This window comes from Streptomyces sp. JN8 (assembly GCF_055808075.1).
This window is the reverse complement of the sequence record NZ_CM147852.1, coordinates 710,537-734,642: the sequence shown is the minus strand read 5'-3', so window position 1 is coordinate 734,642 and position 24,106 is coordinate 710,537. Positions and strand designations below refer to the sequence as shown.

Annotated in this window: 20 protein-coding genes, 2 pseudogenes and 2 riboswitches; of the genes and pseudogenes, 11 read left to right on the top strand and 11 right to left on the bottom strand. The window is 73.7% G+C overall.

What is annotated here, in order from left to right:
* Window positions 1-168 precede the first annotated feature (168 nt).
* The gene (locus ACY0MR_RS03260; RefSeq protein ID WP_361852572.1) at window positions 169-1,005 is read right to left on the bottom strand and encodes an SAM hydroxide adenosyltransferase; all 837 of its coding nucleotides are present in this window, start codon (window positions 1,003-1,005) and stop codon (window positions 169-171) included.
* Between the two features lie 457 nt (window positions 1,006-1,462).
* On the opposite strand from ACY0MR_RS03260, the gene ACY0MR_RS03255 reads away from it, so the two are divergent.
* From ACY0MR_RS03255 to ACY0MR_RS03245, 3 genes are all read left to right on the top strand, one after another.
* The gene (locus ACY0MR_RS03255) at window positions 1,463-2,095 is read left to right on the top strand and encodes a hypothetical protein (RefSeq protein ID WP_361852575.1); all 633 of its coding nucleotides are present in this window, start codon (window positions 1,463-1,465) and stop codon (window positions 2,093-2,095) included.
* Window positions 2,095-2,955: a hypothetical protein gene (locus ACY0MR_RS03250; protein ID WP_473558979.1), complete on the top strand. Its 861-nt coding sequence runs from the start codon at window positions 2,095-2,097 to the stop codon at window positions 2,953-2,955. The genes ACY0MR_RS03255 and ACY0MR_RS03250 overlap by 1 nt, the downstream gene beginning before the upstream one ends.
* Window positions 2,956-3,122: 167 nt before the next feature.
* Entirely contained in the window at window positions 3,123-3,716 is a 594-nt protein-coding gene (locus ACY0MR_RS03245) for a hypothetical protein (RefSeq protein WP_473558977.1), read from the top strand.
* 120 nt (window positions 3,717-3,836) lie between these two features.
* Here the strand turns inward: ACY0MR_RS03245 and ACY0MR_RS03240 are convergent.
* Window positions 3,837-3,953 (bottom strand): annotated as a pseudogene (locus tag ACY0MR_RS03240) (phosphotyrosine protein phosphatase); the annotation flags it as partial.
* Between ACY0MR_RS03240 and ACY0MR_RS03235 the strand changes: the two are divergent.
* The 6 genes and pseudogenes from ACY0MR_RS03235 to ACY0MR_RS03210 form a co-directional block, all read left to right on the top strand.
* Window positions 3,941-4,360: pseudogene (locus tag ACY0MR_RS03235) on the top strand (short-chain fatty acyl-CoA regulator family protein); the annotation flags it as partial. The pseudogenes ACY0MR_RS03240 and ACY0MR_RS03235 overlap by 13 nt on opposite strands.
* Window positions 4,361-4,458: 98 nt before the next feature.
* A riboswitch (cobalamin riboswitch) is annotated at window positions 4,459-4,638 on the top strand.
* A gap of 231 nt (window positions 4,639-4,869) precedes the next feature.
* Window positions 4,870-6,369 (top strand): CoA-acylating methylmalonate-semialdehyde dehydrogenase, encoded by a 1,500-nt coding sequence (locus ACY0MR_RS03230; protein ID WP_473558975.1) that lies wholly within the window; start codon window positions 4,870-4,872, stop codon window positions 6,367-6,369.
* Window positions 6,366-7,517 carry an acyl-CoA dehydrogenase family protein gene (locus ACY0MR_RS03225; RefSeq protein WP_404078971.1) on the top strand — a complete coding sequence of 384 codons (1,152 nt, stop codon included), beginning with the start codon at window positions 6,366-6,368 and terminating at the stop codon, window positions 7,515-7,517. Before ACY0MR_RS03230 ends, ACY0MR_RS03225 begins: the two co-directional genes overlap by 4 nt.
* Entirely contained in the window at window positions 7,514-8,581 is a 1,068-nt protein-coding gene (locus ACY0MR_RS03220; protein WP_473558973.1) for an enoyl-CoA hydratase/isomerase family protein, read from the top strand. The genes ACY0MR_RS03225 and ACY0MR_RS03220 overlap by 4 nt, the downstream gene beginning before the upstream one ends.
* Complete coding sequence (gene mmsB, locus ACY0MR_RS03215; protein WP_473558971.1) at window positions 8,578-9,498, top strand: 3-hydroxyisobutyrate dehydrogenase; 921 nt, start codon at window positions 8,578-8,580, stop codon at window positions 9,496-9,498. The genes ACY0MR_RS03220 and mmsB overlap by 4 nt, the downstream gene beginning before the upstream one ends.
* Complete coding sequence (locus tag ACY0MR_RS03210; protein WP_392863730.1) at window positions 9,495-10,280, top strand: enoyl-CoA hydratase; 786 nt, start codon at window positions 9,495-9,497, stop codon at window positions 10,278-10,280. The genes mmsB and ACY0MR_RS03210 overlap by 4 nt, the downstream gene beginning before the upstream one ends.
* A gap of 262 nt (window positions 10,281-10,542) precedes the next feature.
* Here the strand turns inward: ACY0MR_RS03210 and metE are convergent, their stop codons facing one another.
* Window positions 10,543-12,867: a 5-methyltetrahydropteroyltriglutamate--homocysteine S-methyltransferase gene (gene metE / locus ACY0MR_RS03205; RefSeq protein ID WP_473558968.1), complete on the bottom strand. Its 2,325-nt coding sequence runs from the start codon at window positions 12,865-12,867 to the stop codon at window positions 10,543-10,545.
* 168 nt (window positions 12,868-13,035) lie between these two features.
* Window positions 13,036-13,262: riboswitch (cobalamin riboswitch) on the bottom strand.
* Window positions 13,263-13,416: 154 nt separating this feature from the next.
* Entirely contained in the window at window positions 13,417-14,766 is a 1,350-nt protein-coding gene (locus ACY0MR_RS03200; RefSeq protein WP_473558966.1) for a M64 family metallopeptidase, read from the bottom strand.
* 138 nt (window positions 14,767-14,904) lie between these two features.
* Between ACY0MR_RS03200 and ACY0MR_RS03195 the strand changes: the two genes are divergently transcribed.
* Entirely contained in the window at window positions 14,905-16,245 is a 1,341-nt protein-coding gene (locus ACY0MR_RS03195; RefSeq protein WP_473558964.1) for a helix-turn-helix domain-containing protein, read from the top strand.
* Window positions 16,246-16,383: 138 nt separating this feature from the next.
* Here ACY0MR_RS03195 and ACY0MR_RS03190 read toward each other — a convergent pair whose 3' ends face one another.
* The 3 genes from ACY0MR_RS03190 to ACY0MR_RS03180 all read right to left on the bottom strand — a co-directional run bounded on the left by ACY0MR_RS03190 (window position 16,384) and on the right by ACY0MR_RS03180 (window position 18,759).
* Window positions 16,384-16,881 (bottom strand): hypothetical protein, encoded by a 498-nt coding sequence (locus ACY0MR_RS03190; protein ID WP_388794240.1) that lies wholly within the window; start codon window positions 16,879-16,881, stop codon window positions 16,384-16,386.
* Window positions 16,882-16,910: 29 nt separating this feature from the next.
* Window positions 16,911-18,125, bottom strand: coding sequence for a hypothetical protein (locus ACY0MR_RS03185; RefSeq protein ID WP_473558962.1), 1,215 nt, complete (start codon window positions 18,123-18,125; stop codon window positions 16,911-16,913).
* Window positions 18,126-18,258: 133 nt separating this feature from the next.
* Window positions 18,259-18,759 (bottom strand): hypothetical protein, encoded by a 501-nt coding sequence (locus ACY0MR_RS03180; protein ID WP_473558960.1) that lies wholly within the window; start codon window positions 18,757-18,759, stop codon window positions 18,259-18,261.
* Between the two features lie 161 nt (window positions 18,760-18,920).
* Between ACY0MR_RS03180 and ACY0MR_RS03175 the strand changes: the two genes are divergently transcribed.
* The gene (locus ACY0MR_RS03175) at window positions 18,921-19,904 is read left to right on the top strand and encodes a LysR family transcriptional regulator (RefSeq protein WP_473558958.1); all 984 of its coding nucleotides are present in this window, start codon (window positions 18,921-18,923) and stop codon (window positions 19,902-19,904) included.
* 56 nt (window positions 19,905-19,960) lie between these two features.
* Here the strand turns inward: ACY0MR_RS03175 and ACY0MR_RS03170 are convergent, their stop codons facing one another.
* The 4 genes from ACY0MR_RS03170 to ACY0MR_RS03155 all read right to left on the bottom strand — a co-directional run bounded on the left by ACY0MR_RS03170 (window position 19,961) and on the right by ACY0MR_RS03155 (window position 24,059).
* Window positions 19,961-20,971: a hypothetical protein gene (locus ACY0MR_RS03170; RefSeq protein ID WP_473558956.1), complete on the bottom strand. Its 1,011-nt coding sequence runs from the start codon at window positions 20,969-20,971 to the stop codon at window positions 19,961-19,963.
* 92 nt (window positions 20,972-21,063) lie between these two features.
* Window positions 21,064-21,984 carry a peptidoglycan-binding domain-containing protein gene (locus ACY0MR_RS03165; RefSeq protein ID WP_473558954.1) on the bottom strand — a complete coding sequence of 307 codons (921 nt, stop codon included), beginning with the start codon at window positions 21,982-21,984 and terminating at the stop codon, window positions 21,064-21,066.
* 31 nt (window positions 21,985-22,015) lie between these two features.
* Window positions 22,016-22,969, bottom strand: a complete 954-nt coding sequence (locus tag ACY0MR_RS03160; protein WP_388794223.1) for a penicillin-insensitive murein endopeptidase — start codon at window positions 22,967-22,969, stop codon at window positions 22,016-22,018.
* A gap of 202 nt (window positions 22,970-23,171) precedes the next feature.
* Window positions 23,172-24,059: a hypothetical protein gene (locus ACY0MR_RS03155; protein WP_473558952.1), complete on the bottom strand. Its 888-nt coding sequence runs from the start codon at window positions 24,057-24,059 to the stop codon at window positions 23,172-23,174.
* Between the last annotated feature and the right edge of the window lie 47 nt (window positions 24,060-24,106).

The following is a 24,106-nucleotide window of genomic DNA, read 5'->3' as shown; positions in this document are numbered from 1 at the left end:
GGGCCGGTGCTGTGCGCTCAGCGACACAGATCGGCCGCACAGCGCACGTGGTCCACGTGGCGGCGGCGTACCAGCGGGGGAGTTCCGGACATGCTTTTCAGCATTCCGGCTCGCGGAGACCGGCGTCAATCGGGAAGTCCCCTGCCGTGGTAACGCGTTGATAACATGTCAGCTGGTGAGATCGAATACCCGGTCGCCCTGGCGCAGTCCGAACGCCTCCGCCGCGGAACCGCCGCGGACCACCAGTTCGGCGAATCCGACGCCGGAACTCCCGACGGTGATGCCGGGCTCGCCGAGCGGGACGTCGGGCAGGCGGTCGTAACAGCGCACCCGGATGTCCCGGCCGTCGCGCCGGTTGCGTACGAGGAGGCTCTCGGCGGCGGCGTAGCCGGGGAGTTCGGCGGCCGGGCGGTCCAGCTTGCAGTTGCCGAAGTTGTCGACGACGGCGATCCGCACGTCCTCGGCGGCGGCCGGTGCCACCGCCGCCGGCTGCGCGGGGACGGGGTGGCCGTCCACCAGCCAGCGGGCCAGCAGGGGTGCGTACCAGAGGCTCCGGAACTGGGTCCGCACCATCTCCTCGATCTCGGCCGGCGTCAGGTCGGCCCAGTCGGCGGCGGCGGCTTCCAGCACCTCGCGGACGTCGGTGACCTGGACCTCCGTGAGCCCGAGGTAGCTCGCCAGCGGAGCGAGGACCCGGTGGTTGAGCGTGCTGACCACCAGGTGGTTCCCGTGGCGGAAGGAGCAGAAGGGCACGCCGTTGGGCCAGTGCCCGTCCCTCGGCGCGATGTTGACGAGGACCACGACCGGCCGGCTCGGGCCCCCGATCAGGTCCGTGGAGCGGAGGAGGTCCAGCAGGGTGAGGGCGGCGGCGCCCTCCGGGTCGGGTCCGCCGAGCGGCAGGACGGTCGGCGTGGAGCCGAACAGGGCGGCGATCCGGGTGGACTGGCGGGCGAGCGCGTTGGGGTCGGCGCAGTCCGTGAGGGAGACGACCGGAGGAAGGGACATGGCGGGACTTCGCCCTTCTGTCGAGGGAGGAGGTGGGGTGGAGGAGGCTGGTGGTGCGGGTGCCGACGGGCTCGGCACCGGGCCGGGACACGAAAAAACGGACCCTCCGTTTCCGGAGGGTCCGTCGCGTCCTGCGCGCACACGGCTTCGCTAGCGAAGCGCCTCCGGGGGCGGGGGCATCATTCGCATCATGGCGAGGGTGGCGGTGTGCTGCATGACGTGCACGCTAGCACCGCCCGGAGCCGTCTCAGAGCGCATTCCACATAGTGGACGAGCTCTTCCGTCGGCGCTCCGGCGCCGGTCGCCCGGCGCCCGGGGACCGCCCGCGTGCCCGCCGGACCGGTGACGGCGCCGTTCCGTGTGTTTGGCAGCCCCAGAAGCGGCAAGCCGGGTCCTAGGCGCGCTCAGCAAGCAGTACCGAACAGCCAGCCAGGAGTCCCCGTCCAGGAAGGCAGCCATGTCGACCCTGACCACAGTTCTCATCATCGTGGCGCTGGTCGCGGTGGTACTGGTGGCCGGTGTCCTGATCCGGGCCCGCACGGGCCCGGGCAGCGGCACGCGCTCCCTGAAGCGCAGCTTCGGCCCCGAGTACGACCGCAGCCTCGAACGGCACGGTGGCGACGTCGAAGCGACCCACCGTGACCTGCGCGAGCGGACCGAGCGCTACGGCGGCATCCGTCCGCTGCCGCTCGAACCGGCGGTCCGCGAGCAGTACACCGCCCAGTGGACCACCCTCCAGGAGCGCTTCGTCGACGCCCCGGCGCAGGCCGTCGCCGACGCCGAGCAGCTCCTCACCCGGGTCGCCGCGGTCCGGGGCTTCCCGGACGCCGACCGGCGCGACGAGCAGCTCGCCGCCCTGTCGGTGCACCATCCGCACCACGTGGAGGGCCTGCGCACGATCCACCGGACGACGCGCTCCGGCTCCGCCTCCACCGAGGAACTGCGCGAGGCGCTGGTGCACGCACGTGCCCTGTTCGAGGACCTGACCGCCACCGGCTCCACCGCGGGCACCGACGCCCGACGACACCCGGTGCCGATGCCCGTCCGGGGCCGTGGACCCGTCCTCAAGCCGAAGGGAAGTGGTGCCTGATGGCACGCGACAAGCAGGAACGGTGGGCAGCGGGAAGCACGGACGGCGACGCGCGGAGCGAATCCGCGCCCCCGCCGCCCCCGAAGCCGCCGCCGCCCCTGAGCACCCCCGGCGAACCGGCCGGCTCCGCCGCGCCGACGCCCGCCGGCCGGGAGGGGACCCCCGTCGGGGCCGTTCCCACCCAGCGCTCCGCCCACGCCGCCCCCGACGACGGGACGCTCCACGCGGCCGTTCCCGCCCAGCGGGACGGTGACGCCACGCCGCCGCCCCCCGCGGCTCCGCCCGCCCCGAGACCGCCGGCGGCCGCGCCGCCCGGCGCGGAATCCGGGACGGCGCCGACCGGGGCCCGGCGGTCCGGCCTTCCGTCCGACGACCCCGGTGCCACGGGCCGGAGCGAGGGGAGCCGCACGGACGCTCCCGTCGCGCCCCCCGCCGCGCCGAGCGGACGGCCGGCGACGGAGCGGCCGGCCGACGGCCGGAGCCCCGGAGACCGGCACGACCCCACGGTCGGCGGCACCGGCGACCTGCCGGGCACGCACCACCGGCCGGCGGCCGACGGATCCGAGGACGGCCCCGCGGGGCAGCTGCTCGACGCCGGTGAACGCGACCGGCTCGGCGAACGCCTGCACCACGCCCTCGCCGGCTTCGTCGACTCCCCCCGCGACTCGGTGGCCGAGGCGGCCGACCTGCTGGAGGAGACCGAGCGGCAGCTCGTCGCCGCGCTGCGGGACCGGCGGACCGCCCTGCGGGCGGGCTGGCAGAAGGACGGCGACCAGGGGCGCGCGGCTCAGGACACCGAGCAGCTCCGGCTCACCCTGCGGACCTACCGCGAGGTGACGGAGCGCCTGCTCCGGGCCTGACCCGGGGACGCCCTCGGAGCACGGGAGGAGCCCCCTGGACCCCAGGGGGCTCCTCCCGTGCTCCGACCCGGCGCCCGGCCGTGTCGGCCGGGTGCCCGCCCCTGTTCCCCGTCTCCCGGCGCGGTCATAATCGGGCCGACGGAGCGGCGCCGGCGGGAGGGTGCGCGATGCGCGGGGGCGACGACACGGAACCGGTCCACCGGCTGTTCGGCCATGACACGGTGATCCTCGCCGAGCCCGGGCGTTCGGTCCTGCGCCGGTACACGGGGCCGCGGATGCGGATGACGGCGGAGGACGGAACCGTCCTGGCCCACCTGCGGGAGCACGGCGCCTTCGGGTACGTGCTCCACGACCTCGACGAGCGACCGGTCCTGGGTGTCGACCTGGTGGCCGGGCGGCGTGGATTCGCCCGCCCCGAGTTCCTGGTGACCGGCCCCGGGGGCGATCCGGTCGGAGAGGTCCGTTCCCCCGGCCGTCTCCACCGCACCCGGCGGCTCGACGTGACCACGGCCGCGCACGGTGCGCTGCGGTTCACCCGCAGTGCACCGCTGGGCCGGGTGTGGCACGTGACGGACGACGCCGACGGAGTCGTCGCCCGGGTGACCGTCTCGACCGTCCGCTCCCTGGACGGCCTCCAGGGCTACCGCGTGGAGTTCGACCGGCGGGCCCGGGACGAGCGGCGTCGTCTCGTGGTCGGCGGGACGGTGTGTCTCCAGGTGGTCCGCCGCTGGCTGCTCGCGCCCGGAGGCGACGCGGCCTGACGGCCGGCCGCGCGTCCGGCTGTCCGCGCTGCCGGACGCCTGGCCCGTCGGGTGTCGGTCCGCGCTGCCGGATGCCTGGCCCGTCGGGTGTCGGTGCGCACGACCGGAGAGGCCGTGCGGTCAGGCGCCCGGCCCGGCGTCGACGTCGGCGACCAGGCCTTCGACGAGGCTCCTGATCTCGTCACGGATGGGCCGCACGGCCTCGACGCCCTGCCCGGCCGGGTCGTCGAGCCGCCACCGGATTCCACTTCTCCCGCTCCGGCGGCACCTGCCCCCTGTGGAACGTGTACGAGGCCTTCGCCTTGCCGGGCCGCATCCACGTCCAGATGGCCGCCATGCCCGACGGGCAGCGCCACCTGTGGACGGCCCGCGCCGTCACCCGGCACCGGGGCGGCTGGGGCGAGCCCGGGAAGACCTTCGCGATCGGACTCGGCTGCGAGATCCGCCACGCCCACCGGCTCGTGTACTCGGACGGGCTCGACCTCGCCAACGCGGCCGCCGCCACCCCGATCGGCATGGGCTGCCGCGTCTGCGAGCGCCTCGACTGCCCCCAGCGTGCGGCTCCGCCCCTCGGGCGTCCGCTCCTGATCGACGAGGACACCAGCACCTTCGTCCCGTACCCCGTCGCCGACCCCTCGGCCTGAGCCGGCGGTCAGGGGGCGGGGGCCAGGGCGCCGCCGGCCGTCCGGATCCCGCCGCCGCGCCGCCGGTGGGGGTGGACTTACTAGGACGTCCAACTATATGTTCGTGACGAGCCCGCGGTGCAGGGAAGCCGGTGTGAATCCGGCGCGGTCCCGCCACTGTGACCGGGGAGTGTGCTCTTCCAGCAGGTCAGGCCACTGACGGAAACCATCCGTCGGGAAGGCCGGAGAGCATGCGCTGATCCGGGAGTCAGGATACCGGCCGTGGGGTGTTCCGTGTTGTCCACGAGGATGGAGCAGACACGCATGGCACCGGTACGTGACCACGACCCTGGTGATCCGGCGGAGTACCCGAACCCCGAGGCCCTGTCCCCGCGTTCGTGACTCGACGAAGGCGTCCCCGCCTTCCCCTGTCCCGCGGACGGACCCGCGTGCGCGCACCCCGATCGGTGCCGCCCTCGCGGTCCTCGCCGCGCCTTCCTCGGATCCACACCTGACGAGAGCAGGCTTCGATGGTCCGCGAACTCACCCACTTCATCGGCGGAAGGCACGCCACCGGCACGTCCGGTCTCTTCGCCGACGTGTACGACCCCAACACCGGCGCCGTCCAGGCCAGGGTGCCCCTGGCCGGACGCGCCGACACCGAGGCGGCGATCGCCGACGCGCAGGAGGCCCAGCAGGAGTGGGGCCGGTGGAACCCGCAGCGCCGCGCCCGCGTCCTGCTGCGTTTCCTCCAACTCGTCGAAGGAGAGCGGGACTCCCTCGCCCGGCTGCTCTCCGCCGAACACGGCAAGACCGTCGCCGACGCCCACGGCGACCTGCAACGCGGCCTGGAGGTCGTCGAGTTCGCCGCCGGCATCCCGCACCTCCTCAAGGGCGAGTTCACCGACAACGCGGGCACCGGCATCGATGTCCACTCCCTGCGCGCCCCGCTCGGCGTCGTCGCCGGGATCACGCCCTTCAACTTCCCCGCGATGATCCCGCTGTGGAAGGCCGCACCCGCACTGGCCTGCGGCAACGCCTTCATCCTCAAGCCGTCCGAGCGCGACCCCTCCGTACCCCTGCGGCTCGCCGAGCTGTTTCTGGAGGCCGGGCTCCCGCCCGGCGTGCTGAACGTGGTCAACGGCGGCAAGGAGGCCGTCGACACCCTCCTGGAGGACCCCCGCGTCCAGGCCCTGGGCTTCGTCGGCTCCACCCCGATCGCCGCGCACGTCTACGCCACCGCCGCCGCCCACGGCAAGCGCGCCCAGTGCTTCGGCGGAGCCAAGAACCACATGATCGTGATGCCCGACGCCGACCTCGACCAGGCCGCCGAAGCCCTCGTCGGAGCCGGCTACGGCTCCGCCGGCGAGCGCTGCATGGCGATCTCCGTCGCCGTCCCCGTCGGCGAGGAGACCGCCGACGCCCTCGTGGCCAAGCTGAAGGAGCGCATCGCCGCCCTGCGCATCGGCCCCTCCGACGATCCCGACGCCGACTTCGGACCCCTCGTCAGCCGGGACGCCCTGGACCGGGTCGACCACTACGTCGGGATCGGGGTCGAGGAAGGCGCGGAACTCGTCGTCGACGGGCGGGGGTTCACCCTCCCCGGCCACGAGAACGGCTTCTTCGCGGGAGCCTCGCTCTTCGACCGCGTCACCCCCGCCATGCGGATCTACCAGGAGGAGATCTTCGGCCCGGTCCTGTGCGTCACACGCGCCGCCGACTACGAGAGCGCGATCCGGCTGCCGAGCGAGCACCCGTACGGCAACGGCGTGGCCATCTTCACCCGCGACGGCGACACCGCCCGCGACTTCACCCGGCGCGTCGAGACCGGCATGGTCGGCGTGAACGTCCCGATCCCGGTCCCGGTGGCGTACCACACCTTCGGCGGCTGGAAGCGCTCCGGCTTCGGGGACCTCAACCAGCACGGCCCCGACGCGATCCGCTTCTACACCCGCACCAAGACCGTGACCTCCCGCTGGCCCTCCGGGGTCAAGGAGGGCGCCAGCTTCACCATGCCGACGATGGGATGAGCGCCGTGACCACCCTCACCGAGGACCAACTGGCGCTCGCCGAAGTCACCCTGGACTTCGCCCAGGAGCAGCTGGCCCCGTACGCGGTGGCCTGGGACCAGGACAAGCACTTCCCCGTCGACATCATCCGCAGGGCCGCCGCACTCGGCCTCGGAGGCGTCTACGTACGGGAGGAGCACGGCGGCTCCGGACTGAGCCGGGCCGACGGCGTCCTCGTCTTCGAGACCCTGGCGACCGGCTGCCCCTCCATCGCCGGCTACCTCTCCATCCACAACATGGTCGCCTGGATGATCGACCGGTACGGCAGCCCGGCCCAGCGCGCCCGCCGGCTGCCGGGCCTCTGCACCGCCGAGACCCTGGGCAGCTACTGCCTCACCGAACCGGGCGCGGGCTCGGACGCGGCGGCGATCCGGACCCGCGCGGAGCGCGACGGCGACCACTACGTCCTCAGCGGAGTGAAGCAGTTCATCTCCGGCGCCGGAGCCTCCGACCTGTACGTCGTCCTGGCGCGCACGGGAGGAGACGGCCCGCGCGGGATCACCGCCTTCCTCGTCGAACGCGGCGATCCGGGCCTGTCCTTCGGCGCGAACGAGCGCAAGATGGGCTGGAACGCGCAGCCCACCCGGCAGGTCGTCCTCGACGGTGTGCGGATCCCCGCCGACCGGCGCCTCGGCACCGAGGGCGACGGCTTCCGCATCGCCATGCACGGCCTCAACGGCGGCCGCCTCGGCATCGCCGCCTGCTCCCTCGGCGGCGCCCAGAGCGCCCTCGACCGCAGCCTCGCCCACCTCGCCGACCGCGAGGCCTTCGGCGCACGACTGCTCGACGCCCAGGCCCTGCAGTTCCGCCTGGCCGACATGGCCACCGAACTCACCGCCGCCCGCGCCCTGGTACGGCAGGCGGCCGACGCCCTCGACCGCGGCGATCCGCAAGCGGTGCAGCTCTGCGCCATGGCCAAGCGGTTCGCCACCGACACCGGCTTCTCCGTCGCCGACCGCGCCCTCCAACTGCACGGCGGCTACGGCTACCTGAGCGAGTACGGCATCGAGAAGATCGTCCGGGACCTGCGGGTCCACCGGATCCTGGAAGGGACCAACGAGATCATGAACGTCATCGTCGCCCGCGGCCTGACGGAGAGTCTCCGATGACCGAGGACGTGCTCGTCCGCACCGAGGGCCGCACGGGCCGCCTCGTCCTCAACCGGCCCCGGGCGCTGAACGCCCTCACCCACCCCATGGTGCTGCGCATCGAGGAGGCGCTCACCGCCTGGCGGGACGATCCCGCCGTCGACGCGGTGGTGATCTCCGGCGCGGGGGAGCGGGGACTGTGCGCGGGCGGCGACATCCGGGCCATCCACGAGGACGCACGGGCGGGCGGCACGGCCTCCGCGGACTTCTGGCGGGACGAGTACCGGCTCAACGCCCTCATCGCCCGCTACCCGAAGCCGTACGTCGCCCTCATGGACGGCATCGTGATGGGCGGCGGCGTCGGCGTCTCCGCCCACGGCACCGTGCGGATCGTCACCGAACGCTCCCGCGTCGCCATGCCGGAGACCGGCATCGGCTTCGTCCCCGACGTCGGCGGCACCTACCTCCTGGGCCTGGCGCCCGGTGAGCTCGGCACCCACCTCGCCCTGACGGGGGCGCCCGTCGGCGCCGCCGACGCCCTGCTGTGCGGCCTCGCCGACCACTTCGTCCCCTCCGAACGACTCGACCGGCTGGTGGACGACCTCGCGCGGACCTCCGTGCGCGAAGCGCTCGCCGAGCACGTCGCCCAGGCACCCCCCGGTGCACTGGCCGCCCACCGGCGGTGGATCGACCACTGCTACGCCGCCGGAACCGTCGAGGAGATCGTCGACCGGCTCGTCGCCAGCGGTGTACCGGCCGCCGAGGAGGCCGCCACCACCCTGTCCGCCAAGTCCCCGACCGCGCTCAAGGTGACCCTGACCTCCCTGCGCCGCGCCCGAGGGCTCGGACCGCTGGAGCGCGTCCTGGAGCAGGAGTACCGCGTCTCGTGCGCGGCGCTGACCTCGCCCGACCTGGTCGAGGGCATCCGGGCCCAGGTCGTCGACAAGGACCGCACCCCCCGCTGGTCCCCCGCCCGGCCGTCGGACGTCACCGACGAGGACGTGGCCCGCTACTTCGCCCCGCTGGGAGCCGACCGCGAGCTGCGGCTCACCTCCCCCGACTCGCTCCAGGAGGTGCCCTGGTGACCACCGTCATCGGCTTCGTCGGCCTCGGCCACATGGGCGGCCCCATGGCCGCCCACCTCGCCGCCGCCGGCCACCGCGTCCTCGGCTTCGACCTCGCCCCGGAGGCTCTGGCGACCGCCGCCGCGGCCGGAGTGCGGACCGTCGACTCGGCACGGGCGGCCGCCGCCGCAGCGGACGTCGTGATCACCATGCTGCCGGCGGGCCGCCATGTCCTCGGCTGCTACCAGGAGGAGGGCCTGCTCGCCGCCGCCCGCCCCGGCACCCTGTTCATCGACTGCTCCACCATCGACGTCGCCGACGCCCGCGCCGCCCACGAGGCCGCCGCGGCCGCCGGCCACCGCGCCCTGGACGCCCCCGTGTCGGGCGGTGTCGTCGGAGCCGAGGCCGCCACCCTCACCTTCATGGCCGGAGGAGGAGAGGCCGAGTTCACCGAGGCCGAACCGCTGCTCGCGACCATGGGGAGGCGCGCCGTGCACTGCGGCGGCGCGGGCGCCGGTCAGGCCGCCAAGATCTGCAACAACATGATCCTCGGCATCTCGATGATCGCGGTGAGCGAGGCCTTCGTCCTGGGCGAGAGCCTCGGCCTCTCCCACCAGGCCCTCTACGACGTCGCCTCCACCGCGTCCGGCCAGTGCTGGGCCCTCACCGCCAACTGCCCCGTCCCCGGCCCCGTACCGGCGAGCCCCGCCAACCGCGACTACCGTCCCGGGTTCGCCGCCCCGCTCATGGCCAAGGACCTGGGCCTCGCCGCGAACGCCCTGCGCGCCGGCGGCATCGACGCGGGGCTCGGCCTGCGGGCCGCCGAGATGTACGCCGCGTTCGCGGAGGGCGCGGGAGCCGCCCAGGACTTCTCCGGGATCGTCCACGCCCTGCGGGACACCGCAGCCGAAGCACCGAAGGGAACCACCACCGCATGACCGCGACCGACTACGAGACGATCACCGTCGAGCGGACGGGTGCCCGCACCGCACTGCTCACCCTCGACCGGCCCGAGGCGCTCAACGCCCTGAACCTCCGGGTCATGGAGGAGGTCGTGGCAGCCACCCGGGCCCTCGACCGCGACCCGGCCATCGGCTGCGTCGTGATCACCGGCTCCCCGAAGGCCTTCGCCGCCGGCGCGGACATCAAGGAGATGCGGCCCCAGGGGTACATGGACATGTACCTCACCGACTGGTTCACCGCCTGGGACCGGCTGGGCGAACTGCGCACCCCCACCGTCGCGGCCGTCTCCGGCTACGCCCTGGGCGGCGGCTGCGAGCTGGCCATGCTCTGCGACATCCTGCTGGCCTCCGACACCGCCGTCTTCGGCCAGCCCGAGATCAAGCTCGGCGTCATCCCCGGCATCGGCGGGTCCCAGCGCCTCACCCGGGCCGTCGGCAAGGCCAAGGCCATGGAACTCTGCCTGACGGGACGGACGATGGACGCCGCCGAAGCCGAACGGGCGGGCCTGGTCTCCCGGATCGTCCCGGCCGACGACCTCCTCTCCGAGGCCCTCGCGGTCGCCGAGACCGTGGCGGGCATGTCGAAGCCGGTCGCCATGATGGCCAAGGAGGCCGTCAACCGCGCCTTCGAGACCACGCTCGCCGAGGGCGTCCGCTTCGAACGGCGTCTGTTCCACGCGGTGTTCGCGACGGCCGACCAGAAGGAGGGCATGGCGGCCTTCGTCGACAAGCGGGCCCCGGACTTCACCCACCGCTGACCCGCCCGGGCTGCTGCCCCTCGCCGGGAGGGGAAGCGGCCGTCGGGTCCGCGGCCGTCGGGTCCGCGGCCGTCGGGTCCGCGGACGTCGTGTACACGGACGTCGGTCAGGACGCGGACACGAGAGCGTGCGCGAGCCTGACCGCGTCCGCCGTGGCGCGCACCTCGCGGACCCAGACGGCCCAGGCGCCCCGGTCTAGTGAGGATCCGGTCGTGGGCGCCCGGGCCGGACGTCGGGACGCCCGGCCCGGGTCCGCGGGGCGTCAGCCCTCGTCGGTACTCAGCTCGCTCCTGACCTGCCGCGCCGCGGTGACGAGGTTCTCCAGGGAGGCGCGGGTCTCGGTCCAGCCGCGGGTCTTGAGTCCGCAGTCGGGGTTGACCCAGAGCCGCTCGGCGGGGATGGCCTCCAGACCCTTGCGCAGCAGCGCCGCGGCCTCCTGCGTGCTGGGGACGCGGGGGGAGTGGATGTCCCAGACACCGGGACCGGCCTCGCGCGGGTAGCCGTGCTCGGCGAGTTCACCGGCGACCTGCATGTGGGAGCGGGCGGCCTCCAGGCTGATGACGTCGGCGTCGAGGTCGTCGATGGCCTGGACGACGTCGCCGAACTCGGCGTAGCACATGTGGGTGTGGATCTGGGTGCCGGGCCGGACCCCGCTGGTGGAGAGCCGGAACGACTCGGTCGCCCAGTCGAGGTAGGCGGCGTGGTCCGCGGCGCGCAGCGGGAGGGTCTCCCGGAGCGCGGGCTCGTCGACCTGGATGACCGAGGTGCCCGCCGCCTCCAGGTCGTCCACCTCGTCGCGCAGGGCGAGCGCCACCTGCCGGGCCGTGTCGCCGAGCGGCTGGTCGTCGCGGACGAAGGACCAGGCGAGCATGGTGACCGGGCCGGTCAGCATGCCCTTGACCGGCTTGGCGGTCTGCGCCTGCGCGTACGTGGTCCAGCGCACCGTCATCGGCTCGGGGCGGGAGATGTCCCCGGCCAGGACCGGGGGCCGGACGTAGCGGGTGCCGTACGACTGGACCCAGCCGTGCCGCGTGGCGACGTACCCGGTGAGCTGCTCGGCGAAGTACTGCACCATGTCGTTGCGTTCGGGTTCGCCGTGGACGAGGACGTCGACGCCGGTCTTCTCCTGGAAGGAGAGGACCTCGCGGATCTCGTCCTTGATCCGCTCCTCGTAGCCGGCGGTGTCGACGCGGCCGGCGCGCAGGTCGGCGCGGGCCGCGCGGAGTTCGTCGGTCTGCGGGAACGAGCCGATGGTGGTGGTGGGCAGCAGCGGCAGACCGAGGTGCGCGCGCTGGGCGGCGGCCCGCTCGGCGTACGGCTGGGAGCGGCGGCCGTCCGCGTCGGTGATCGCGGCGGTGCGGGCGCGTACGGCCGGGTCGCGGGTGAGGGCGGAGTCGGCGCGGGAGGCCAGGTCGGCGCGGTTGGCGGCCAGTTCGGCGGTGATCGCGTCGGTGCCCTTCGCCAGGCCCTCGGCGAGCGTGACGACCTCGGTGGTCTTCTGCCGGGCGAAGGCGAGCCAGCGCCGGACCTGCGGGTCGATGTCGCGCTCGACGTCCGCGTCCAGCGGGACGTGCAGGAGCGAGCAGGACGCGGCAACGTCGACCCGGTCGGCGAGACCGAGCAGGGTCGCGAGGGTGGCCAGGGACTTCTGGTAGTCGTTGATCCAGATGTTGCGGCCGTTCACGACGCCCGCGACCAGCCGCTTTCCGGGCAGTCCGCCGACGCCCGCGAGGTCGTCGAGGTTGCCGGCGGCGCGCTCGGTGAAGTCGAGGGCGATCCCGTCCACCGGTGCCGCCGCGAGCACCTTGAGGGCGTCGCCGAGGCGGTCGAAGTAGGAGGCGACGAGCAGCCTGGGCCGGTCGGTGAGCGCGCCGAGATCGCGGTAGGCGCGGGCGGCGGCGTTCAGTTCGGCCGGGGTGCGGTCCTGGACGAGGGCGGGCTCGTCCAGCTGGACCCACTCGGCGCCCGCCGCGCGCAGGTCGGCGAGGACCTCCGCGTAGACGGGCAGCAGCCGGTCGAGGAGGGTGAGCGGGTCGAAGTCCTCGGCCACCCCGGGTGCGGGCTTGGCGAGCAGCAGGTAGGTGACGGGTCCGACGAGGACCGGGCGGGCGGTCAGGCCGAGGGCGACGGCCTCCTTCAGCTCGGCGACCTGCTTCGCCGAGTCGGCGCTGAAGACGGTGCCGGGGCCGAGCTCGGGGACCAGGTAGTGGTAGTTGGTGTCGAACCACTTGGTCATCTCCAGCGGCGCGACGTCCTGCGTGCCGCGGGCCATGGCGAAGTAGCCGTCGAGCGCGTCCGCCTCGACGGCGGCGCGGTGGCGCGCGGGGACGGCGCCGACCATGACACTGGTGTCCAGGACGTGGTCGTAGTACGAGAAGTCACCGGTCGGCACCTCGTCGATGCCGGCCTCGGCCAGCTGCCGCCAGTTCGAACGGCGCAGGTCGGCGGCGGTGGTCCGGAGGGCGTCGGCGGTGACCCGGCCCTTCCAGTAGCCCTCGACGGCCTTCTTCAGTTCGCGGTTCCCACCCTGGCGGGGGTAGCCGTACACGGTGGCCCGTGCGGCCGCGGCTGCGGGCTTCGCTGTCACGGAACTCTCCTTCGCGAGATGTGTCCAGAGACATCCCGGGCGACGGGACGCGGGCGCGAAGGGAACGACAGGACGCGCGGACCACGTCACGGGAGAAGACCGTGCGTGCCGCTCGCTGTGTACGCCGACCCGCCCACGAGGTCACCGGAATGTCCGCGCGCGGAATCGTCCGCGTGCGGGCAACGGGCAGGTCTTCGGACTCGCGGGCACGCTCTCCGGCCTGACCGGAGGACACCTACTGGCCGTCGCTTCCCAGGACCGTTGTCCGGTCCCAGTGCGTATGACGGCGGTCGTTCCCGCTCACCGCTGCGGGGCAGTCCCGGATTCCCACCGGGTTCCCTCTTACGACGCATCCCGCCTGGCGGACGGGGCGAACCAGCTGCCCGGCCAGACTAGGGTGCCGGATCACCCGGGGGCGAGCCCGCGTCCACCATACGGACGCTGAAATGAGACGGGTGGCCGAGTCGCGCCGGTGCGGAGACGGCGGCGAGGGCCCCCCGTCGACGGCGGGACACCGTCGGCGGGCGGACGGGCGCGGCCGGTCCTCCGTCAGAACCGGATCGTCCAGCTGACCGTGGACCTCATCGTCCGGGCGATGCCGCGGTCCCGGACCGAGGGGCTGCGGTCCTCGGCGGTGAGGGACAGGGTGTGCTTCCGGAGGTCGAGCAGCCTCAGGGACAGGTCGGACACCCGGACCCGGGTGCGCCCCGCGAGGGGCTTCACCTCGCGCCCGTCCAGGTACCAGCGGACCGTGAGCTGACGCCCGTCCGCCCCCGCCAGCCGGGGCACCAGGGCCGTGACGGTGTCGCCCCTGCGCAGCGTGCGGTCGGTGGCCGTGACGGGGGAGGCGATGCGCGCCTCGCGGTAGAAGCCGGCGATCATCGCCTCCACTCCGGGCAGGTTGAAGGGCTTGCCGAGGGACCGCATCAGGGAGTCCTCGGTGGGGCGCCGCAGCCCGGTGGCGTAGTAGCCGCCGCCTTCGTACGCGCCGACGACGCCGCCGTCGGGGGACGGCTCGCCGAGCCAGCGGTGCCACTTGGTTCCCCGGTCGGCCAGCTCGCCGGCGGTGAGGGTGGTGATGTTGGAGTCGGCGGGCTCGGGGCCCTCGTACCGCTCGTAGCCGGGATAGTCGGCGTAGAAGTACTCGTCGGCGAGCTTGCCCAGGGAGTGGCCGGTCTCGTGGATCGCGACCTGACCGGACTTCTCGTTGCCGGCCGAGGCCGTCGAGATCCCCTCGTAGCCGAGGGTCTCGCTGCGCTCGTTGTAGCCGGCGCCGCCGTACTTGGTGCTGTGGGAGAGGACGAGGACCAGGTCTGCCTCCGGCGCCTTCGCGACGTACCCGTCGACCTTGTCCTGGTCGACGCAGAGCAGCCGCTCGATCCCGTCGCACCAGAAGTACGAGCCGAGGGCCGTGTCGCGGACGGTGTCGGGCGAGGGGTCGCCGGACACCCCGGACTGGTTCGAGACGGCGTCCACGGTCCACACGTTGAAGAGGCCGCGGTAGGTGGTGTACGGCTCGACGGCCGTCAGCTCCTCCCACTTCCTCCGGGCGTCGGCGTGGAAGCGGGGCAGCTCGGAGACGGTGTACCCGTCGCCGACGACGACGATGTCGAGCCGGTCGGCGGTGGAGCCGTTGTCGACCATCTTGGCCACCTCGCCGTCGGCGGCCACCTCGGCCGACGAGAGGCGGGAGGCCGGCCGGTCCCGGCCCTCCGGCGGCACGTGCGTGTGACCGGAACCGGCGAGCGTGCCGTCCTCGGGCCCCGGTATCTCGACCTCGACCCCGGCCGTACGAGGTGCCGGCGGCTCCGCGGCGGCGCTGCCGGGTGCGGCGGCGAGCACGGCCGCGAGGGCGGCGGCCGCTCCGACCGCCATGACCGCTCGTCGTGCTGAACGCATGAAATCAGCCCCTTGCCAGGCGAGTTAAGCAAGAAAGTAACCACAGTCAACGAGTCGCTTAACCTAGGGGGAGGGCGAGGGCGTGCGCAATGCCTGCCGCGCCTGGATACTGGGCAGTTCACGAACCTGGGGGCCCTGATGGACGAACCGGCCGCGATCGGCCGCCGAGTGCAGCAGCTGCGCGCCCGACGGGGACTGACACAGCGGCAGTTGGCCGAACCCTCGTACACCCCCGCGTACGTGTCGACGCTGGAGTCGGGCCGGGTCAGACCCTCGGAGACCGCCCTGCGCTTCCTCGCGGACCGGCTCGGCACGACGTACGAGGAGCTGGCCACCGGAAGACCCGCGCACCTCGCCACGGAGCTGCGGCTCGCCCTCGTCGAGGCACGCCGCCGGCTCGCCACCGGGACGGCGGAGGAGGCCGCCGTCCACTATCGGCGCCTCCTCACCGACGCGGAGCACCTCGACCTCGTGCCCGAGCGGGCGGACGCACTGCTCGGACTCGGCGACTGCGCCCTGGAGACCGGCCAACTCGGCGACGCGGGACATCACTTCCAGGCCGCCGAGCGACTCCTCGCCGACGAGCCGCTGCCCCGCCGCGTCCACGCGATCCGCGGCCGAGCCGTCGCCCACCTCCTGGCCGGAGAACTGCGCTACGCCTGCTACCTCCTCGAATCCACCATCGACGAGCTCGGGACGAGCGGGCTGACCGACCCGGAGGCGCTGGTCGTCCTGTACGCGGCCGTGATCGGCCCCTACATGGACATGGGCGCCCATGCCCGTGCCGCGCACGCCGCCGAGCTCGCCCTGGCGCTCGCTCCGCAGGTCGACGACCCGGCCCTGGTGGCCGGCATGCACCGGCAGGTCGCCCGCACCCTCCTCGCCGAGGGGCGCACGGCCGACGCGGACGCCTCACTGGCCAAGGCGCAGGCGATCTACCAGCAGCTGAGCCTGCGCACCGACCTGGCGCACTGCCACTGGATGCGTGGCTACGTCCTCGCCCAGCGCGGGGAACTCGATGCGGCCGAGGCGGAGTTGCGGGCCGCCCGAGACATGCTCAGCGACCGGCGCGCGGCGCTGTTCACCGCACAGGTCGAAGTGGAGCTGGCCGACGTCCTGCGGCGGCTCGGACGGCACGACGAGGCCTCCGGCCTGCTCTCGGCCTTCCTCGAACTGGGCGACCGGCACGGCGCGGTGCACGCGGGCGGCGCGCACCGGCTGCTCGGGCTGATCGCCGAGGAGCGGGGGGACGCCGAGGCCGCCGAGGAGCACTACGTCACGGCCCTGGGGCTGCTGGAGCGCAGCGGAGCGAGCGGCGACCTGGCCGACCTGTGCCGTCTCCTGGGCGACCTGCTGCGCCGCGGCGGCCGCACCGAGGCGGCCCTGGACGCCTACCGCACGGGGCTGGGCCACCGTTCGGCTCCCGGTACGACGACGCTGGGGCCCGCTCCGGCGGCGCCGGCGTTCCCACGGACCTGAACGACCGGCCGGCAGGCCCGGAGGAGGAGCGGACCGCCCGGCCGTTCCGGGCGGCCCCCGCGCGATCACGCCGACCGCCCGGTGACCGAGGCCGCCGAAGGCGACCCCGGCGACCGGGCGGTGTCCGCGCGGGGCCGCTCAGCAGTTCCGGATGGACCACACGGGCGTCCAGTCGTACGTGAAGGGCGTGGGCTCCGGCAGGACGACGTCCAGGACCTGGCCGTTCTGGCCGTAGAAGAACGCGGCGGCACCGACCTGGTTGTTCACCACCTGGCCCACACCGTTCCAGTGGGACAGGGAGTACTGCTGGCACCGGTAGAGGAAGAACACCTTGTACTTGCCCACCACCGGGTCCCAGACCCCGGTGCAGAGGTTCCCCGACGCACACGTGACGGGGCTGCCCGACGACGTGTGCACGTAGTCCGCCCACGGCGAGACCGTCGGCGACACGGCCGCCGCGGCCCGCGAGGAAGCCCCCTCGCCGCGGGGGGCCGGTGGCATGACCACGGTGTGGCCGCCTCCGCCGCGGGGACCGTCCGAGACCGCCGCCTGGGCGGGGGCCGCCGCGAAGGCGGACACCAGCACCCACAGGAGGGCACCGACCACACCGGGGGCGGAACGCCAGGTACGCGACATCGTCACTCCTTCTCCGGGAGTCCCCGGGATCACTTCTGACTCGTGCACAGCGGTACGTCCGGCAGCTGGTTGTCCGGATGGCTGAGGTAGATGTTGGTGACGTAGCCCCCGTACTGCGGCAGATACGCCCACCAGTCGTTGCTGTACGGCGGGACCGAGACGAGCTGCCCCTTCCTCTGGCAGCCCACCAGCACCTCCACGCCGGCCGGGAGCCGGGTCACCAGGTTGTCCCCGACGACCGGCCCCGTCCGGACGGCGACGTCCTGGCCCCACGTCCCGTACCACTTCCCCGCCGGCGCCGTTCCGCCGGGAACGTTCAGCGAGCGGGTCAGCCGGCCGAGGTCGGTGTACGCCTTCCCGTACGACGTGCCGTCCGGGTGCAGGGTGAGGACGGCCACGATCGAACGGTCGCCGGCCCCGACGGTGCCGGTCGTGTGCAGTGCCGGCCGGCTCAGGTCGACGCCCGCGCCGGCGGGCACGGCGGCCGCGGTCCCGGCGCCGCGGGCCGCGGTCGCGCTCGCGGACCCGCAGGTCCCCTGCGCGTACCTCCCCGACCAGCCCTGCTTCACGGCCCACGGGCGGTCGAACGCGGCGGCGATGCCGAAGTGCTGGTCGAAGGAGTCCGACGCGCACCGGGTCGACGCGCGCAGACGCTGCATGACGAAGTCACGCACCGGCGCGGGAGCGGACTCCAGGATGTGCCGGTAGGTCTTCACGGTGTCGCGGGCCGACATGGCCGTGTAGCCCCAGTACCCCTCGTAACCCGCCGGCGGCGGAGCGGTGTCCGCGAGCCCGAGCCGCGTGACCATGCGCGCGACGATCGCCGGGCCGCCGTACGTCGACCAGTAGTGGCCGGCGGCGGCGTCCTGACTGCTGCGGAGCATGACGTCCAGCCGGGTGCGGTCGGCGGAGGGGATCGTGTCGGGGCTGCGGTTCCACAGGAAGTCGAGGGCGATCAGGAGCTTGACGACCGAAGCCGACCGGAACGTGGCGGCCGGGGCGAGCTGTTCGGTGAACCTCCCGGTCTGCCGGTCGAACACCGCCACGCCCGCCGTGACCCCCGCGGGCACCTGGGGGCTCGCGGCCGTGACCGGCAGGGCACCGGACGGCTCCGCGGCGGCCGCGACGGGGTGCGGGAGCGCCGTGCCGGCGAAGGTGAGGGAGAGGAGGGCCACGGTCGCGGCGAGCAGGCGCCGAGGCGTACGGCGAGCGGTGGCGGGGGAGTTCCTTGCGAAGCGGAGCATGGCGTGAGGGGTCCTCGCTGGTAGGAGAGCGGGCTGCCCGGGTGCCGGCGCGGGGGCGGCGGGACCGCGGCGCGGAACCCCGGGCGATGCGCGAGGGGCTCCGCGGGTGCGGTCCGGGTGGCTCCCGGCGGCGCTACGGGATGTTGCACTCCGTCATGCCGGGCCAGGGATCGGTCGACGTCCACACGTCGACCGCGGGGATGAAGCCCCACCCGTGGTTGCGCTCGCCACCGGGAGCGATGCGGTCACCCATGGTGTAGTACCAGATGTTGTTGCCGCCGCTGTGCGGGGGACCGCTGGCCCAGCACACGAACCAGCTCGGCGACGTGTCGAGCCAGCCGATCACCGAGCACGCGGGGATGAAGCTGCCGCAGGCGCGCAGCGGGGCGCCGGCGCGGTTGCCGCACACCCAGTCACGCGTCCAGGTGCGCCCCGTGTACGCGTCGTAGTGACTGACGTTCCGCGCGGTGCACGACGCCTGGACCGCGAGTGGCGCGGCTCCGGCCGCAGGCGGCGCGCTCAGCACCGCGCGGCCGGTCGTGCCGACCTGCGGCGTCGACGCCTGGACCGCGCCGGCGCCGAACAGTACGGCCAGGAGGGCGGCGAGCATCGCCACCGCTCGTCTCACAGACATGTTTCGGCCCCCGTTGTCGAGAAAGCAATGGTCGGGACGGCCCCGTGGAACCGATGAGGAGGCACGGGACGTCGCTTGAGAGCCGAGCCTTCCACCCCCACTCCGTCCGTGTCATCGCGTGTGGCCATGCGACATGGAAGACGATCGATAAGGGATTCATCATGGTTACTGGCGAAGCGGCCGCTGGAGGCGCCGCGCCGACGGGTCCCGACCCGAAGACGCCGAGCGCCCATCAGCTCCGGCTGTTCGTCGCCCTCGCGGAGGAGCTCCACTTCTCGCGCGCCGCCGCCCGGCTGTTCATCACGCAGTCGGCGCTGAGCCAGCAGATCAGAGACCTGGAAAGACGCCTCGGGGTCAGGCTGTTCGACCGTTCCAGCCGCGCCGTGACGCTCACCCCGCAGGGCCGGGTGCTGCTGGCGGACGCGCGCGGTGTCGTGGCGGCGATGGAACGGCTGAGCCGCAGCGCCTCGACCCAGGCGCGCCGCCTCTCCGGACGGCTCGTCGTCGGCACCATCGGCGCGGAGGCGGCCATGCCCTACACCCAGGGCGTGCTGCGTCTGCTCACCGATCGGCACCCGCTGGTCGAGGTCGACCTGCGCAGCCTCCACTTCGCCGACCACTTCGACGCCCTGTTCCGCCATGACGTCGACGTCGTCTTCCTCCGTCCACCGGTCCCGCCCGGCGTCGAAGTGCACCACCTGGCCACCGAACCCCGGCTGGCCTGCCTCGCGGCGAGCGACCCGCTCGCGGACCGCGACCGGATCACCCTCGCCGACCTGGCCCGGCACCCGGTGATCGACGTCCCGCCGCAGGTGCCCCGGCTCTGGTGGGACTTCTGGGCCGCCGACCCGCGGCCCGACGGCACCCCGGTCCGCTACGGCCCCGTCGCCTCCGACCTGGAGGGCCTGCTCCACCTCGTGGCCCAGGGCCGGGGCATGTGCTTCCTGCCGGCCGCCGCCCGCGACCTCTTCCCGCGCCCCGGCATCCGCTACGTCGAGGTGACGGACCTCCCCCCGTCGACGGCGGGCCTCGCCTGGCTGAGGGAGAACCGCAGGGAACCGCTCGTCGAGGCCGTGGTGGCGGCGGCCCGCCACGTGGCCGCGACGCGGGACCGGGAGGCTGCCGGCGGCGGCGCCGAGGACTGACCGACGTCACCCGCCGCGGCCTCCCAGGCGCTCTTGCGGCTGCCCGGCGAGCCGTGTCAGGCCGTGGTCCAGCGCTGTACCGTCTCTCCGTCGTGGGTGAGCCAGGTTCCGTCGCCGAGCGGTACGGCGGCGACTCCCGGCGCCTGCGGGTAGTCGATCTCGGCGAGGGGCCCGAGGGTCCGGCCGTCGAGGAGGAGATGGGTGCCCTCCTCCGCCCACTGTTCCTCGGCCGCCACGACCATGATCCGCTTGTCGTCGAGGAAGCCCGGGGTGTAGCCCACGAACACCCAGTCCTCGGGCAGCACGCGCCCGGCTTCCAGCAGGACGACGTCGGTGCCGTCCTGGGCGCGGGTGAGATATCCGCCCCCGATGTCCTGGATGACCAGCGCTCCCTCCGGGCCGACGCCGACGCAGGCTTCCGTGACGGTGCCCGTCGCCCGGACGTCGATCCCCGCGGCCGTGGAGGTGATGAGGAGGCACAGCGTGCCGTCCTGCCCCATGGAAGCAGTGAGCAGGACCTCGGGGCGCGCGTCGGGGAACGCCTGGAACTCGTACGCTGCGGCACGGGACGGCAGGACGTGTTCGCCGAGCACATCGCCGGTGGCCAGGTCGAGTGCGCGGCAGACGTCTCCTCCGGAGAGGCCGTCGGTTCCGAGCGGGCCGGCCATCGTGGCCAGAAGGACGCGTCCGGACGGATCGGCTGTGCACGCGCCGGAGGCCTCGGGTGAGTGCTGCCAGTCCCGGTGACGGTGCTCCCAGCGGACGGTCCCGTCGGCCTCGTAGACAGTGACGGTCTCCCGGCCGCTGATGGCCATGGCGCCGCCCGGCAGGGGTGAGCAGTACGTTCCAGGCGTATGGGGAGCCGGGTCGGTCCACGTCGCGCGGTCGGTGATCACCCCGCTCGGATCGGAGTCCACCCTGCCGATGGTGATCGCGCCGTCGTTCCGGGTCACGACCCAGCGTGCCCCCTCACGCAGCAGCAGGCCGTCCAGGTTTCCGAAGGCCTCGGTGACGCCGGGGACCGGCTCACTGGCGAGCAGCCGTGCGAGTACGCGGGGGTAGTTCATGCGCGTGTCCTAGTTGGTGTTCGGGGTGTGACGGCCGGGCCGGTGCGGCCGGCGCCCGGGGTGGGCGCCGGCCGCTTCTCCTGCCGCTCGGGCTACTGCCAGGCGCAGTGGACGTGGTTGCCCTCGTCCAGGGCCTCCGTCGCGCCGTACGCGCGGCAGGCGCTGACGAAGGTGGCGTTGCCGACGGACATGTTGTCCGCGTCGAACGCGACGCCCCTGTAGTGGTGGGAGTCGGACGAGTGGTCGCCGCCCGCGATCTCGGTGACCAGGAAGGTGTAGCCCCGCTCCGTGGCCAGCTTCAGCATGCCGTTGAGCATGGCCGTGGAGAGCCAGACCTCGCGCTCGCCGACGTCGCTGTAGTTACTGGTCTCGGCGGTGGTGCCGTTCTTCGTGTCGGTGATGTTCGCCTGGGCCGTGGAGTCGGCGTCGACGACCCCGCTCACATGGTAGGTGAGCAGGGAGATACGGGAGTCGGCGTCGATCGACGCCGCGAGCTGGGCCCGGCTGGTGCCGCCCCCGCCGCTTCCGGAACCGCCGACCAGGGCGTTCCAGGTGTTCGGGCCCACGATGCCGTCCGCCGTCAGGCCGTGCTTGGACTGGAAGTCCTTGGCGGCGTTGGTGGACGCGGCGCCGAAGGCCCCGTCGACGGCGAGTCCGTACCCGTACCGGTTCAGCTGGGTCTGGGCCGCCCTGGCGGCGTTGCCGGTGCTGCCGCTCTGCACCGTGGCGACCAGCTTCGGCCAGGTCAGCGGGCCCACCGAGCCGTCGGCCGTCAGTCCGCCGGCGCTCTGGAACGCCGAGACCTTCGCCTCGGTCGCGGGACCGAACCGGCCGTCGGCCGAGACCGCGTACCCGCGGTGGTTGAGCAGATGCTGGATCGTCGTCACCTGGGCCCCGCTGTCGCCGTCGGCGACGACGGGCCAGGTGGCGGCCGAGGCGGTACTCGGCCCGAGCAGGACGGCCACCATCGCGGTGATGACCGCGGCGACCAGAGCCGGGAGGCGTCTGCGCATGTCTCTCCTTCGTGTGCTGCGCCGGCCCGCGTCAGCGGTAGCGGATGTGCAGGTGGTTGTCGTGGTTCGGGTACTGCGTGGTCAGGCCCTCGGAGATCAGCGTCGGGTCGTTGAAGTAGACGACCTGGATGTGTCCGGGGGCCGCCGCGCGGATCGCCTGCACGAGCCGGCGGGTCGCCGCCCGGTCGTAGGTGCCGGACTGCCAGGTGATCCGGCCCGCCGAGCACTGCGCGGAGTCGGTGCGGATCGGCCAGATGTCGATGTCGAGCCCGACCTCGTGACTGGCGTGCCCCGGGATGTCTCCGCCGTGCTCGAAGCCCGCGTCGCCCATCGGCACCTTGCCCTGGCCGGTGGAGGCGAACGACGCGGCCGCGGCCTCCAGCTGGCCGACGGCCGCGGCGGTGGCCCAGTTCGCGGTCGCGTTGCCGTCCGGGTTCTGGTCGCAGAGGTGGGTGAAGTTCACCAGCTCGTAGTGCCAGACCAGGTTGCGCCAGGTGTCGGGGCCGACGACCCCGTCGGCGGACAGTCCCGCGTGGCTCTGGAAGGTCTTCACCGCGGCGGTGGTCGCCGGTCCGAAGTCGCCGTCGACCGTCAGGCCGGCCGAACGCTTGGCGTTGAGCAGGTACTGCACGGCCTTCACGGCCGAGCCGTCGTCCCCCTGGCGCACCGTGGCGACGAGCTTCCCCCAGGTGTTCGGGCCGACGACGCCGTCCGCCGTCAGACCCTGGGAGCTCTGGAAGGCCTTGACGGCGGTCGCCGTGCCGGAGCCGAAGACCCCGTCGGCGGTCACGGACTGGCCGCGCGCGCCCAGCAGGTACTGGAGGGCGACGACGTCGCTGCCTCGGTTGCCCGAGCTCTGGAGGTGGTACGTCGCTCCCGCGAACGCCTGGGCCGGGGTGCCCGTCTGGACGCACAGGGCCGTGGTCAGGGCGAGGAACAGGGCGATCCGGACGCTCTGCTTGCGCAGACCGGATGATCGGAGCATGGTGCGATCCCTCTCGTGTCGAATCATGTAGGGCTCGGCTGCGATGGGTTGGGGGGGGACGGGGGCGTGGGAGGCGGAGACGGAGACGGTGTGTGGGGAGGGAGTCTGGGGGACGGAGACGGGAGGTGGGGGAGGGGCGGGTCGTCGGTGGCGTGCGCGGGGTCCGCCCGGAGCCTTCCCGCGGACGTCCTCGTGACGGTGCTCAGGGGACCGGGTGTCCGAATGTCACGCCGTGCCGCTGCTCCAGTTCCCGGATGCGCGGCAGCAGGACGGCTTCCAGCGCGCGGAGTTCGTCGCGGTGCGCCGCCGCGAAGGCGGTGCGGCGGGCGGTGCGCAGGGGTTCCCGGACCGCTTCCACCGGGGTCATGCAGGCGGCGTAGGCCGCCCCGAGGCCCCGGTCCGCGCGGACGGCCTCCGCTCCGTCCTCGATGCCCTGGACGGTGCGGTCGACGAGGGCGAAGAAGCCGTCCTCGTCCTCGACCTCGACGCCGTACCGCGTGAGACAGCCGGGCAGGGTCCGGAGGGCCTCGCGGGCCCGCGGGTCGTCCCGGACCGCCGAGACCTCCGGCCACCACAGCGACTGGAGCGGCGAGTAGAGGTCCTTGAACTCCTTGGCCGCGGTGCGGCCCTCCGTCTCGCAGCGCTGCTGCACTGCCCGGTCCGTCCGCCCCGCCGCCCGGCCGCTCGGGGAGGCCGACGGCAGGGCGGGCACGCTCATCGTGAGGCCGTGCCGTCCGATGAAGCCCAGGTCGGGCAGGTCGGACCAGCCGATGTACGCGGGGGGCGGCACCTCGGGGGGCCGCACGCCCGCCCGTTGCGCGCACTCCTGGAGCCGGTTGTGCCCCACCAGTTGGGCGAAGCCGTCGAGCCCCTGGGTCAGCCTGCTGTCGGTGCCGGTCGCGGGCAGCACCATCGCCGTCAGGTCCCGGTCCGCCGGCAGGCCCCGCGCCACCGTCGGCGGCCGGACGGGGCCCGAGGCCGTGGGGAGGGACGCGGCGGAGAGGCCGGGCGCGGCGCCCCCGCAGCCCGTGAGGGCGGTCGCCGCGAGGAGGGCGCCCACGATCGCCGCGGTGATCGGCCTCTTCTTCACAAGCGTCTCGTGCCTCTCGGTTGTCCGGGCGCCGCGGGGCCGCCATG

Excerpts from the sequence above, each read along its gene's own strand:
- ACY0MR_RS03260 (WP_361852572.1), bottom strand. The coding sequence starts at position 1,005 with ATGTCCCTTCCTCCGGTCGTCTCCCTCACGGACTGCGCCGACCCCAAC.
- ACY0MR_RS03255 (WP_361852575.1), top strand. The coding sequence starts at position 1,463 with ATGTCGACCCTGACCACAGTTCTCATCATCGTGGCGCTGGTCGCGGTG.
- ACY0MR_RS03250 (WP_473558979.1), top strand. The coding sequence starts at position 2,095 with ATGGCACGCGACAAGCAGGAACGGTGGGCAGCGGGAAGCACGGACGGC.
- ACY0MR_RS03245 (WP_473558977.1), top strand. The coding sequence starts at position 3,123 with ATGCGCGGGGGCGACGACACGGAACCGGTCCACCGGCTGTTCGGCCAT.
- ACY0MR_RS03230 (WP_473558975.1), top strand. The coding sequence starts at position 4,870 with ATGGTCCGCGAACTCACCCACTTCATCGGCGGAAGGCACGCCACCGGC.
- ACY0MR_RS03225 (WP_404078971.1), top strand. The coding sequence starts at position 6,366 with ATGAGCGCCGTGACCACCCTCACCGAGGACCAACTGGCGCTCGCCGAA.
- ACY0MR_RS03220 (WP_473558973.1), top strand. The coding sequence starts at position 7,514 with ATGACCGAGGACGTGCTCGTCCGCACCGAGGGCCGCACGGGCCGCCTC.
- ACY0MR_RS03210 (WP_392863730.1), top strand. The coding sequence starts at position 9,495 with ATGACCGCGACCGACTACGAGACGATCACCGTCGAGCGGACGGGTGCC.
- ACY0MR_RS03200 (WP_473558966.1), bottom strand. The coding sequence starts at position 14,766 with ATGCGTTCAGCACGACGAGCGGTCATGGCGGTCGGAGCGGCCGCCGCC.
- ACY0MR_RS03195 (WP_473558964.1), top strand. The coding sequence starts at position 14,905 with ATGGACGAACCGGCCGCGATCGGCCGCCGAGTGCAGCAGCTGCGCGCC.
- ACY0MR_RS03190 (WP_388794240.1), bottom strand. The coding sequence starts at position 16,881 with ATGTCGCGTACCTGGCGTTCCGCCCCCGGTGTGGTCGGTGCCCTCCTG.
- ACY0MR_RS03185 (WP_473558962.1), bottom strand. The coding sequence starts at position 18,125 with ATGCTCCGCTTCGCAAGGAACTCCCCCGCCACCGCTCGCCGTACGCCT.
- ACY0MR_RS03180 (WP_473558960.1), bottom strand. The coding sequence starts at position 18,759 with ATGTCTGTGAGACGAGCGGTGGCGATGCTCGCCGCCCTCCTGGCCGTA.
- ACY0MR_RS03175 (WP_473558958.1), top strand. The coding sequence starts at position 18,921 with ATGGTTACTGGCGAAGCGGCCGCTGGAGGCGCCGCGCCGACGGGTCCC.
- ACY0MR_RS03170 (WP_473558956.1), bottom strand. The coding sequence starts at position 20,971 with ATGAACTACCCCCGCGTACTCGCACGGCTGCTCGCCAGTGAGCCGGTC.
- ACY0MR_RS03165 (WP_473558954.1), bottom strand. The coding sequence starts at position 21,984 with ATGCGCAGACGCCTCCCGGCTCTGGTCGCCGCGGTCATCACCGCGATG.
- ACY0MR_RS03160 (WP_388794223.1), bottom strand. The coding sequence starts at position 22,969 with ATGCTCCGATCATCCGGTCTGCGCAAGCAGAGCGTCCGGATCGCCCTG.